Raw genomic sequence first — 12,779 nt, forward strand, 5'->3', positions numbered from 1 at the left:
AAAACAGATTATACGGTTCAAATAGCTAAAAGATATAGTTAAAACGCTATTGTTGAAAATTCAGGGTTATCAACATTGTAAGACTGCACCTTCGGACTGATTGACGCTGGCTGACCGTATAAATACATTAATTTCAAATACGAACAATTGGTGTTCGCTTCCGTTACAATCAGACTTGTAGTAAAAGTGTTAATTTTTTGAAAATCAAATGTTTATTGTTTTGGCTTGTGTTTTGGTATTTTTAATTCCATTAATTTTTTATTTCAAAGCCGGTTATCATGTTAAAGAGCTATTTGAAAATTGCCTGGAGGAATTTAAGGAAGAACAAACTATATGCTGTTATAAATATTACGGGTTTAACGATAGGCATTGTCAGCTGTCTTTTAATCGGTGTCTACATCAGGCACGAATTGAGCTATGACCGTTTCAATGAAAATGCCGATAAAATTGTGCGTGTTACCATGGAATTTAACCATGGCGGAGGATCCCAAAAGTTTGCTTTCACAGGTACTAAGGTCGGCCCCCAGTTTAAAAGGACATTTCCGGAGATCGCTGACTACGTACGGCTATATAAATGGCCAAGGATTGTAAGCTACAATAACCTGTTATTCAAAGAAAATAATTTTGTTTATGCAGAGCCTTCTTTTTTTAAAATATTCTCTTTTAAACTAAAAGAAGGCGATATCATTGATGCGTTAAGCTCACCGGATAAGATTGTTATTACTGAAACTATTGCTAAAAAATACTTCAATGATGAGGATCCAATCGGGAAAATCCTAAAGGTTGGCGATAAGAATTTCAGGGTTTCTGCTATTGCCGCTGACGCGCCGTCAAATTCTCAGATCAGGTTTGATTTTTTAGTGCCCTTTAACACGCTGGATCAGGCTAAGAAAGAACAATATTACGGTGCCAATTATACCACTTACCTGTTGCTGAAAGAGAAAGGGCAAATATCATCTTTACAAACAAAGATAAGCGCCTACATGAAAATGGTAGACAGGGATGAACTTAACCTGACAGGGAGCCAATTTGTACGTCTTTATATCGAACCCTTAACAAAGGTTCACTTATATTCAAACCTGCCGGGTGATGCAGAGCCAAACGGCAGCATTGTTTATATCTACATATTAATTGTTGTAGCCATATTGATACTGGTTATTGCCTGTGTTAATTATGTAAACCTTGCAATTGCCCAATCGGCCGGGCGTGGGGCCGAAATCAGTATCCGGAAGGTGATGGGAGCGGGCAGGCTACAATTATTCACACAATTTATAGGCGAAGCATTAATGGTAGCAACCATAGGGATAGTACTGGCTATTGGTATCGCTTATATTGCATTGCCCTATTTTAATCAACTTTCAGGGATGCAGTTTAGCTATGCTGTGTTCTTTAACCCGGTAATCATGGTCAGCCTTGTGCTTTTAGCGCTAATTATCGGCTTGTTTGCCGGGGCATATCCGGCGTTGTTATTAGCAAATATCAGGTTATCGAAAATACTAAAAGCAGGGTTTTCCTTTACTTCCGGTAAAAGCACCCGCGGGTCGTTGATTATTTTCCAGTTTGTTATTTCCATCTTTTTGATCATTACTACTGTGATCATATTACAGCAGTTGTCCTTTATCCGCAATAAGGATATTGGCTATAATAAAAGTAATGTGATGGTTGTACCCGTTGGTTATGAAATGATGCCACAGATGGACGGGCTTAAAAAACAGCTGGCTAATATACCCGGGGTTGAGAGCGTAGCAGCTGCAAATAATGAACCGGTAAATGTAATGTGGGGTGATGCCATAAAAACAGATGATGGCAAAAGCCTTACCGTAAACGCGCTGCCCATGGATGAGGACTTTATAAAAACCATGCAGCTGAAAATAATTGCAGGAAGTGATTTTACATATTCGGATGTTTTGCAGATGGATGATACCACCAATAACCATAAAAACTTCCATTACACCTTTATACTCAATGAATCGGCTGCAAGAGCTTTAGGGTGGACACCTGAGCAGGCCATAGGAAAGAAAATTTCGAAAGATGCGCCGGGTGTGGTAAAGGCGGTAGTGAAAGACTTTAATTTTAAATCCCTTCATATGCCCATCAGCCCATTGCTGCTGTTTTTGGATCATAACCAATCTCAAGACCTGTTTGTGCGGATAAATGCTAACCAAACTTCAGCTGTTATTCAGGCTATACAAAGCCTTTGGAAGCAACGGGTGCAAAACCGTCCGTTTGAATATAAATTTCTGGATGATGATTTCGATGCACTCTATCGTACAGAACAGCGTACTGCCGGTGTTTTTTCAACCTTTTCGGCTTTAGCCATATTACTTGCCTGTATGGGGCTGTTTGCCATTACGGCGTTTTCTGTAGTACAGCGAACAAAAGAGATTGGTATCAGAAAAGTACTCGGTGCAAATGTATCATCCATTGTTTTACTGATCTCTAAAGACTTTTTGTTCATGGTGATTATTGCCATGGCAATTGCTTCACCAATAGCCTGGTATATGTCGGCTCAATGGTTGCAGGGGTTTGCTTATCGCATACATATTTATTGGTGGGTATTCGCCTCAGCCGGCATTGTCTCCTTAATGGTCGCGGCAATCACGGTAAGCGTACAAGCTATTAAGGCAGCATTAGCCAACCCGGTTGATAGTTTGAAAAGCGAGTAGGCAGCCATTTTTTTCAGACAAGGGAATGCGAAGATAGTAGTGGAGATGAATAAGCAAACAGTTAATTCCGTAACACTTTGCCCATATTAATTATTGGTTGAAATTTCCCCTAATTGCCTATATAGCCAGTGCTCCAAAACACAGGGAACAGCCCGGTTAAGCTTCATTGAATATCCCTCCAAAGTTTTAAAAACTTTGAGGGCAAAACAGCACAAGGCTGCTAATAAAAAGATAATATAATTTTAAATCTGTCTTATTATAAGAGTGTTATACTTACACAATAAAACAGATGGCTCTTATCCCTTTCCCCATAAACACGTTTAAGCATTTTCAAACCTGCCTGCCTGATATACTGGAGGAGGAAATATCGCGTGCATCCATCAGGCTCAGACTTCACAATAACCCGCAAACAGACGAAGAACGCAGGTTATATCAGGAGGAACTGGATAGACTTAGCGCCTTAAAATACATCAGCCAGTTACGAAAAGGGAAGTTAAGCCCGCATGATTTTCGCCTAAAGGTTGAGTTGACTGCTTTATAAATATGGCCCACTAGTGTCGTGTCAATCATAAAATGTCGCTAGTCATAAGCCTAAAGTCTTGAGCCAAAATTCAAAAAGAACAAAATTTGGCTTTAGACTTTAGACTAAAGGCTGTTGACTTGACACTAATTGTTATTGGTTTCAACTTATAAGCTGTACTTAAGCCTATTGTTTATTGCTCTTCAAGCCAGTTTGCACCACCATTTGGATCGATCCGTCGGCATTAAAATATAGCTTATCCACACAGATAGAACGGAGATTTCCCTGTCCCGAAAGTACATCGTTGTGATAAAATGCATACCATTGGCCTTTATATTCTGCCACCGAGCCATGGTTTGTGCCACTCCCTGTTGAACCTAAATAAACACCTCCGTAAGTCCAGGGGCCCAAAGGGCTTTTACTGGTGGCATAATTCAAGCGGTTAGCGTCTTTTCCATCTTCTCTATTGTTATCGGCATAAGTGAGATAATATACTCCCTTTCTTTTAAACACCCACGTAGCTTCATGAAAATCCTTTAACCCCTCCATAGGTGCTAAGGGTTGGGCCAATTCAGTCATATTGTCTTTCAATTTTGCCCCAACGCATCTGCCGCCGCCGCCATAATAAAAATAAGCTTGTCCGTCATCGTCAACAAAAACATTAGGGTCAATCATCGCGAAACTGTCGTTGCCTAAGTCGAGGTATCCTTGCGGAACAAAATCACTTGCCGGCTTTTTGCTTGTCGCAATTCCAACTTGCCAGGTTTTGTTCCAATCGGTTCCGCTAGGGTGTGGGAAATAAAAATAATAGGTGCCATTTTTATAAACGCAATCTGGTGCCCACATAAAGCCACCTTCTTTGCGTCCCCATGAAATTTGACTGGAATTCAATATCTCACCGTGATCTTTCCAGTGTACCATATCATCAGTCGAAAAAACATGGTATTTGTCCATTAAATCACACCCGCGGGGTGGATCAACATCATGTGACGGATAAACATATAAGCGGCCATCCGGAAATACCCTTGCAGAGGGATCTGCAGTATATATATCCCTGATAAATGGATTTTCTGCCAATTGGGATTTAGTAACTGACTTTTGTGCCTTGCATTCTGAAAATATTGTTGCAGCAACAAATAAAAGAACAGCGGTTTTTTTTAGAGAAATGGTCTTGTACATATTTGAACTTAATAACTTGGTTTTATAATGAAGGTATAAGAATACTATTCATGTGTAATATGCGCAAATAACGTTTTGCAGCATAAAAAAGAATTAATTAAACATTAATTCAGTGATAAACCTTGAAAACAGCAACGATTTCGTAAATAAAAAAATAAAATGGGGCAGAGTTTATTTATGTGGTTTTTATGATCTTAGCCTGCCGTTTGTATGTAACTAATCTGATACGGACAAACTTTTACAATTGAATTCACACTAATTAAGCTTTAATTATTATCTAATTAAGCATTAAGGCCTTGATTTGTGGTTAACGTTTAAACAAAACGACTAACCATAACCAGTTTTAACTTAGTAATGAAATCACTGTACAAGAAAAGAATTCGTCTTAGCTTAATATTTATTGTCATTTTTTTAACCGGTATTATTCCTGTTGTAAAAGCGCAAAGCAGTAAAAGCCACCATTTAACATCTTATGTCGACCCTTATATAGGTGCTGGCGGTCATGGCCATGTATTTATAGGCGCGAGCGTGCCATTCGGCGCGGTGCAGTTAGGCCCCGAAAATTTTTATAAGGGATGGGATTGGTGCTCGGGCTATCATTATGGTGATAGTGTTTTAATTGGATTTGCCCATACCCATTTAAGCGGAACCGGTATAGGTGACCTGGCGGATATACTGATCATGCCCTACACCGGCACGGTAAAAACAGATAAAGGTCAGGAAACAGTCCCCGGCAGTGGCTATGCATCTCATTATTCACACAAAAATGAGCAGGTTAGGCCTGGTTATTATGCTGTTAAACTGGATGCATCGGGCATTAAAGTTGAATTGACTGCTACTGAAAGAGTAGGCTTTCATCAGTATCATTTCCCTGCAGGTAAAGAAGCACACGTTATTATCGATCTAAAGGAAGGAGTAAACGACAAAAGCACTGCTACATTTATTAAGCAGGTAGATCAATACACCATTGAGGGATATCGTTTTTCAAAAGGATGGGCAAAAAACCAGTGGCTGTTCTTTGCCATACGCTCATCTGAACCCTTGCCGGATTTTAAGGTATATGATGACAATAAATTACTGCAAGGCAATAGCGGAAGCGGTTTAGCAATCAAAGGGTTGATCAGCTTTAATGCTGCGCCTTCAATTCTTAAATTAAAAGTGGGCATTTCACCGGTAAGTTCGGCAAATGCGCTGGCAAATATTGACGCGGAAATACCCGGATGGGATTTTCAGAAAGTAGCAAAGGCTGCTGATGCGAAATGGAATAAGGAATTGGCAAAAATTTCTATTGAAACCAAGGACAATACCAACAGACGCATTTTTTACACTTCCTTATTTCATGCCATGATCGATCCTGCTTTGTTTAATGATCATAATGGCGATTATAGAGGTACAGACAAAAAGGTATATCACCATGCGGCTTTTGATAATTATACCGTTTTTTCGCTTTGGGATACTTATCGTGCCGAGAATCCGCTTTTTGATATCCTTCAACCCAAAAGAGCAGGCGACATGATCAATACCATGCTGGCTATTTACCAGCAACAAGGTAAACTGCCTATCTGGCATTTGATGGGTAATGAAACCGGGACGATGGTGGGTATCAGCAGTATGCAGGTGGTTGCCGAGGCTTATTTAAAAGGAATTAAGGGATTTGACGCCGGTAAAGCTTACGAAGCAGAAAAAGGGACTGCCATGTCTGATTCATTAGGTATGCTATATGTAAAAAACTTCAAACCGATACCTACTGATAAGCAAAGCCGGTCAGTAGCCAAAGGCTTGGAATATGCAGTTAGCGATGGCAGCATCGCCCTGATGGCTAAAAGAATGGGTAAAACAGCCGACTATAATTATTTCATGAAACGGAGTAAAAATTACCAGCTTTACTTTGACCAGGCAGACCAGTTTTTTAAGGGTAAATTATCAGATGGCAGCTGGACTCCCGGTTTTAGTCCGCTCAAAAGCAAAAATGATTTATATGCGGAAGGGAATGCCTGGCAATACCTGTGGCTGGTACCGCAAGATGTTCCGGGGCTTATTTCGCTGCTGGGTGGCGATGAGTCATTTAATAAAAAGCTGGATGAGTTTTTTCAGATCAAATCAACCGAAGAAGATGGTTTGGCCGATCTGACTGGCTTGATAGGCCAGTATGCGCACGGTAACGAACCCAGCCACCATGTGGCTTATTTGTATACCTATAGCGGGCAGCAATGGAAAACAGCCGAAAAGGTAAGATATATTATGAAAGAGTTTTACCTGGCTAACACTGACGGGATTATTGGTAATGAGGATTGCGGGCAAATGTCGGCCTGGTATATTTTTTCATCGCTGGGATTTTACCCGGTGTTTCCAGCCTCTGAAACCTATGTTATTGGTAGTCCTTTATTTGATAAAGCCTCGATTAACCTCGATAACGGTAAAAAATTCACAGTGGAGGCGATCAATAACAGCCCGGCAAATATCTACATACAAAGCCTGCTATTAAACGGGAAGAGATATGACAAAAGCTATATTCTTCACCGGGACATTATGAATGGGGGGCTGCTCAAAATAGTTATGGGCAGCAAACCCAATTACAACTTTGGTAAGCTACAGGCAAACAGGCCGCAATAAACTTTATAAATTATTATTGAAAAATATATCCTGATGATAACTCAACGCAAATCACATATCATAAATAAAAACTCATTATTGCTACGGCTGATGCTATCGGTAATATTGAGTGCCGGCATTTTTGTAACCCAGGTCAGCGCGCAAACTGTTGACGCCACCACCATGACCAATAAGGTAATGGCCGGTTACCAGGGCTGGTTCCGTACGCCCGGCGATCATGACGGAAACAAGGGATGGGCACACTTGTTTAACTCGGCTGTTCCAAGCCCTGAAAAATTGGGATTTGATACCTGGCCGGATATGAGTGAACTGAGTACGGGTGAAAAAGCTGCTGTTCCGGGTTTCACCTATTCTGATGGAAGTCAGGCTTATCTTTATAGCGCTCAAAATCCTAAAACAGTTCTGCGCCATTTTCAGTGGATGAAAACATACGGTATTGATGGTGTATGGTTGTCTGAGTTTTGCGGGCATTTTCCGGGTGGCGGCGGGCAACGTGACAGTACAGCCGTGCTCACCATTATGCGGAACGTAAGGCGTGCGGCAACGGCTACCGGGCGTACATGGGCTTTTATGTGGGATATGAGCGGATTCGATGGCAGAATGTCAAAAAGCGATGTTTATAATATTATCATCAACCAATGGAAAAAAATGGTTGACGAGGGCGTTACCAGTGATCCGAGATATATGCACCATAACGGTAAGCCCGTGTTACTGATATGGGGATTTTTCCCGGACCGCCCTGCCTCGCAGCCGGAGTATATGAACCCGGTAATAGATTTTCTTTTAGCTCCCGGCAAATACCAGGCTACTTTGATAGGTGGGGTTGATCCGAATTGGCGGGCACAGGGCACTCCCGAATTTCAAGCCATGCTGATGAGGATGAATGGTTTGCAGCCATGGAGTGTGGGCCGCAGGATTAAAGACCCGGCAACGGGTTATGCTGTGCAAAACACATCGCTATGGGCCGGTGATATTGCAAAATGTAAAGCTAACAACGTGATATTTATGCCTGTATTTAATTCAGGTACGCACATAGCAGGGCCACCGCCAACGCCTCCGGCTGGTCCGGTGGTGCCCCGTCGTACCGGCAACTATCTTTGGGAACAATTTGTAGCCGCCTCAAAAACAGGAGTGATCAACAGTGCGTTTGTGGCCATGTTTGATGAGATAAATGAGGGTACACAGATCATGAAGATAGAAAATAACCCGCCAACGCAGGCTCCGTTCCTTACCTATGATGGTGCTACCAGCGATTATTACCTGCGTTTGGTAGGTGTGGGCGCTAAAATGCTGAAAGAGGTAAAACCTATTAGCCCAATTATTCCTATATCACCATTTGATGCTAGCAAATGGTATAAAATAACAAACAGGGCTAGCGGAATGGGAGTTACTAGCACAGGCTCACAGATCACACAGGCACCGGATGGCATGGATAACGGTATGCAGTGGCAATTGTTATACGATGGGGCCGGGTATTTTGAAATTAGAAACAGGGCGACCGGCAAGTTACTAAGCAGTAATTCTGCCGTAAACAACAGTCCGGTTACTGTGACGGGTAATACGAATGCCGATAATGTAAAATGGCATTTGGAGTGGGACGGGACCGGCTATTGCCGTATTAGAAGTAAAAATGGTAATATGGCTATCAGCAATAATGGTTCGGGTACTGCAAATTCAACGCTTGTGCAGGTTACTGATGACGCCACAGATAATTTGCGCTGGAAGATAACGCAGCAATAGCAAGCGGTAAATGGGTTTTGACAAAGGCAGGCATGAATATGCCTTTTATCTGAACTCAATAAAACGCGCTGAAATTTTTTATTTATTCAGCCGTGATATTATTTTTTTATTAAGCATTAATTAACACAGATGCATTTTTTTGCAGTAACCAATTATTGAATCATTATACACTAATACAATTTTAAATAATGCTTTATTTCATCCCTGACAGATGGATGATTGGTGGGTTAACGAGAAAGCGATTCCTTAGGAAAGACACAAGATCTATCTTCAGGCAAAATGCCGATTATGATTAGACATTTTTTAATAAATTGATAAATGAAATATTTTATTTCAGCCATTCTTATTTTTAGCGGACTAGTGGTTCATGCGCAAACCAACGACAGGATAAAAGTAGCCTGTATAGGTGCCAGCATAACCTATGGTGCCCGTATCGAAAACAGGGAACAGAATTGTTATCCTGCCCAGCTGCAAAATATGCTTGGTAGTCACTATCAGGTAACAAATTACGGCGTAAGCGCTACTACTTTATTACGTAAAGGCGATTACTCATACTGGAAAACCAAACAATACCGGGACGCTCTGGCCGATAACCCGGGTGTGGTAATTATTGATCTGGGTGGTAATGATGCGAAATTAGTTAACCGTATCCATCTGGATGAATATGAGCAGGATTATAAGGACTTTATCCATTCATTTACCCAATTGCCATCGCACCCGCGTGTTATTTTATTGTCGGCTATGGCCTGTTTTTTAAAAGATACGGCCGGTATCTGGGATCCGGTAATTGTGAACCAGGTCAATCCGAAGATACAAAAGGTAGCTTATGATGGGCATGTGGAAGTTATTGATATGCATTCGCCGTTTATAAATAAAGAAGCCAACATGCCCGATAAGCTGCATCCGGATAAAGTTGGTGCCGGTATCATGGCGCAAAACGTTTACAGGGTGATAGGGCAAGAGCGGGATAGAGATTATGATATATTCAAAAGCCTTGAAATGCCATTAAAACAAAGTTCGTTTTATGGTTATGAATGCGCTGACTTTACTTTTAACGGAAGAGACTGTAAAATAGCAAAGCCCAAATTTGCCGCCAAAGGCCATCCCTGGGTTTGGCGCGCACGTTTCTGGGGCCATGAGCCGCAAACAGATATTGCATTGTTGCAGCAAGGTTTCCACATTGTTTACTACGATGCGGCGGAGCTGCTGGGCAATAGCGAGGCCATTGCTGATTGGGATAGCTATTATAAATTATTACGCAAAGCAGGGCTCGCTAAAAAAGCAGTACTGGAAGGCATGAGCCGCGGTGGCGTTTATGCATTTAACTGGGCGGCTTTAAATCCCGAAAAGGTAGCTTGTGTGTATGTTGATAATCCTTTATTGAATATCCCGTCATGGGCAGCGCAGTTTATCAATAAGCTCGGCGCGAAGGATGACATGTTCCTGGCTTTTAAAAAGGATTATAACCTGACGACCGACAGCGATATAATGAATTTTAGAGGCAGCCCGGTTGATAAAGTAAAACAGATTGTAAAGGGCAAATATCCCATACTAATACTTTGTGCCGATGCGGATGAGGAAGTAATCCCGCAGGAAAATACGCTGCTATTTGAACAAAAAGTAAAAGCATTGAACGGCAATATCACCGTAATACACAAGCCTGGATTTAAGCATCACCCGCATAGCCTTCCTAATCCGGCGCCAATTGTTGATTTTATATTGAAGGAAACCGGGTACGTTACCAAAAGCTAAAAATATATTCAGAATAATGAGAAGTATAACCGTTATAAACAAACCAAACAGCCAGTTAAACAACTGCCGAAGAGCACTAAGGATACTATCGGCTGTTTTACCGCTGTTAATCATTTCGATAAAAGGCCATACGCAGGCAGTTAAAAGCTATGGGCCTGGTTCCCGATCCGCTGAAACGAAGTCAGCCATTGGTCCATTGCTGGATGCCTATAATGTAAGCTGGGATACTCCCGGCCCCAGCTCGTCACAGTCGATGCCGACGGGTAATGGGGACATCGGTCTAAATGTTTGGGTTGAGCCCAACGGTGACCTATGCTTCCTTATTGCGAAAACGGATGCCTGGGGCGCGGCTGCACCCGGCGAAAAGAACTCCTGGATAAAAGCCGGGGGAATACTGATGAAATTGGGAAAGGTTCGTGTCTCTGTAAATCCTAATCCGCTGTTGGATCCGGGAGCAAAATTTAGACAGATACTGAGACTTCATGACAACGAGATCGTAGTTAATGAAGGTACGGGAGAAAAGGCAGTGCAACTTAGGGTATGGGTAGATGCTAACCACCCGGTGATCAGGGTTGAATCAAAAAGCGCAAAGCCGGTAATTGTAAAGGTTACGCTCGATAACTGGCGGCTTGGTGCAGGAGGTGATACCGTACTATCCAAACGGGCAAACCAGGTTACCTGGTACCATCAAAATACTGATGATGCTGATCCGCATTTGCGCGGTATCATCTTTGGCGGCCTTATTAAAGGAAATGGTCTGGTTCGGAAAGATGATACTACTTTACAATCAGGCAGAGCTGCAAAAGCACAGTTAATTGCTATTTATCCCCTAACAACAAAAGGATTATCCGACAGGAAATGGCTGTCTCAGATCAGCAATCAGGCCGGGCAAATAGGTCAGTTGCCGTTGGAACAGGCACGCCAGGCACACCGGCAGTGGTGGGATCAGTTCTGGCATAGGAGCTGGATATTTATTAAAGGTGATGGATTGGCAGATAGCACAACCAGGGGATATGTTTTGCAGCGCTTTGTTACCGCTTGTGCGGGCAGAGGCGCTTACCCCATTAAGTTCAATGGGTCGATATTTGTTGTAGACAATCCCCGATATCAACAGAATGCGAAATCACAGGGACGATCAATTGACGCAGATTTCCGGGAATGGGGCGGCCAATATTGGATGCAAAATACACGGGCTATGTACTGGCCCCGGTTAATGGCTGGTGATTTTGATGAAATGCTGCCACTTTTTAACATGTACAAACAGATCCTGCCTGATAATACCAAACAGGTAAAAGAATTCTATCATCATGGTGGTGCATATTTCGCGGAAACTTCGCCTTTCTGGGGTGGCTTATTATACATGGGGCCCGAAGTTAAAGAAAACTGGACCGGCCATTACTTTACGCCGATATTGGAATTAAGCATGATGATGCTTGATTATTACGAATATACCGGTGATCAAAAATTTGCCAAAGAAACACTTTTGCCGATTGCGTCGGCAGGCATACAATTTTTTGACCAGCATTTTGGTCGTGATGCGCAGGGTAAACTTTTGCTTGATCCGGATAACTCAATAGAGATGTTTTGGAAAGTACATAACCCTGCACCGGATATTGCCGGCCTGCATGCTGTTATCAGTCGTTTAATAGCTTTACCTGATAATTTAGCTGACGGGAAAACGAAAGCAGACTGGCTGCGGTTTTATAATGAGCTTCCGGCCCTGCCGGTGGGCGAAAAGGATGGAAAGCCCGTTTTATTGCCTTACACCGGGCCACAAACCGCACAAGGGCGTAACCTGGAAAATCCTGAGCTATACGCAGTCTACCCGTTCAGGCTCTATGGTTTAGGTAAACCTGATCTGCAATTAGCCATAAACACATTCAATGTCCGCAAATTTAAGGATAAAGGCTGCTGGGTACAGGACCCAATACAGGCCGCTATGCTTGGGTTAACGGATGATGCCCAGGCATATGTAACCTTTGCTTTAACCCGTAAGGAGCCTACGCTAAAGTTCCCGGCATTTTGGGCAACCGGGCATGACTATGCACCGGATGAGGACAATGGCGGGAACGGTGAAAACGGTTTACAGCAAATGCTGCTTCAAACTGATGGTAAAAAGATTATTCTTTTACCCGCCTGGCCAAAAGGATGGAGTGCTGATTTTAAACTCAATGCGCCATATAATACAACTGTACAAGGATCAGTAAAAAATGGAAAGATAACCAACCTGGTGATTACGCCTGCCTCCAGGATGGCTGATGTGGTTGATGTGACGAAAGTAAATTAATACATAATTCTAATACACTATT

Annotated in this window: 7 protein-coding genes; 6 read left to right on the forward strand and 1 reads right to left on the reverse strand. The window is 42.3% G+C overall.

From position 1 onward, the window contains the following. Nucleotides 1–278: 278 nt before the first annotated feature. On the forward strand, nucleotides 279–2,666 hold the full coding sequence (locus BLU33_RS06000) for an ABC transporter permease (protein ID WP_091370315.1): 2,388 nt from the start codon (nucleotides 279–281) through the stop codon (nucleotides 2,664–2,666). A gap of 289 nt (nucleotides 2,667–2,955) precedes the next feature. Beyond that, nucleotides 2,956–3,207, forward strand: coding sequence for a hypothetical protein (locus tag BLU33_RS06005; RefSeq protein ID WP_091370317.1), 252 nt, complete (start codon nucleotides 2,956–2,958; stop codon nucleotides 3,205–3,207). A gap of 165 nt (nucleotides 3,208–3,372) precedes the next feature. Here the strand turns inward: BLU33_RS06005 and BLU33_RS06010 are convergent, their stop codons facing one another. Then, nucleotides 3,373–4,263 carry a family 43 glycosylhydrolase gene (locus BLU33_RS06010; RefSeq protein WP_197684568.1) on the reverse strand — a complete coding sequence of 297 codons (891 nt, stop codon included), beginning with the start codon at nucleotides 4,261–4,263 and terminating at the stop codon, nucleotides 3,373–3,375. A 456-nt stretch (nucleotides 4,264–4,719) separates the two neighbouring features. On the opposite strand from BLU33_RS06010, the gene BLU33_RS06015 reads away from it, so the two are divergent. From BLU33_RS06015 to BLU33_RS06030, 4 genes are all read left to right on the forward strand, one after another. Beyond that, nucleotides 4,720–6,978 carry a GH92 family glycosyl hydrolase gene (locus BLU33_RS06015; protein ID WP_091370320.1) on the forward strand — a complete coding sequence of 753 codons (2,259 nt, stop codon included), beginning with the start codon at nucleotides 4,720–4,722 and terminating at the stop codon, nucleotides 6,976–6,978. Nucleotides 6,979–7,011: 33 nt separating this feature from the next. After that, nucleotides 7,012–8,718 (forward strand): RICIN domain-containing protein, encoded by a 1,707-nt coding sequence (locus BLU33_RS06020; RefSeq protein WP_091370321.1) that lies wholly within the window; start codon nucleotides 7,012–7,014, stop codon nucleotides 8,716–8,718. A gap of 318 nt (nucleotides 8,719–9,036) precedes the next feature. Then, the gene (locus BLU33_RS06025; RefSeq protein ID WP_091370323.1) at nucleotides 9,037–10,470 is read left to right on the forward strand and encodes a GDSL-type esterase/lipase family protein; all 1,434 of its coding nucleotides are present in this window, start codon (nucleotides 9,037–9,039) and stop codon (nucleotides 10,468–10,470) included. Nucleotides 10,471–10,486: 16 nt separating this feature from the next. Beyond that, the gene (locus tag BLU33_RS06030) at nucleotides 10,487–12,757 is read left to right on the forward strand and encodes a DUF5703 domain-containing protein (protein WP_091370325.1); all 2,271 of its coding nucleotides are present in this window, start codon (nucleotides 10,487–10,489) and stop codon (nucleotides 12,755–12,757) included. Nucleotides 12,758–12,779: the final 22 nt, after the last annotated feature.

It is taken from the genome of Mucilaginibacter mallensis (assembly GCF_900105165.1).
Lineage (GTDB): Bacteria > Bacteroidota > Bacteroidia > Sphingobacteriales > Sphingobacteriaceae > Mucilaginibacter > Mucilaginibacter mallensis.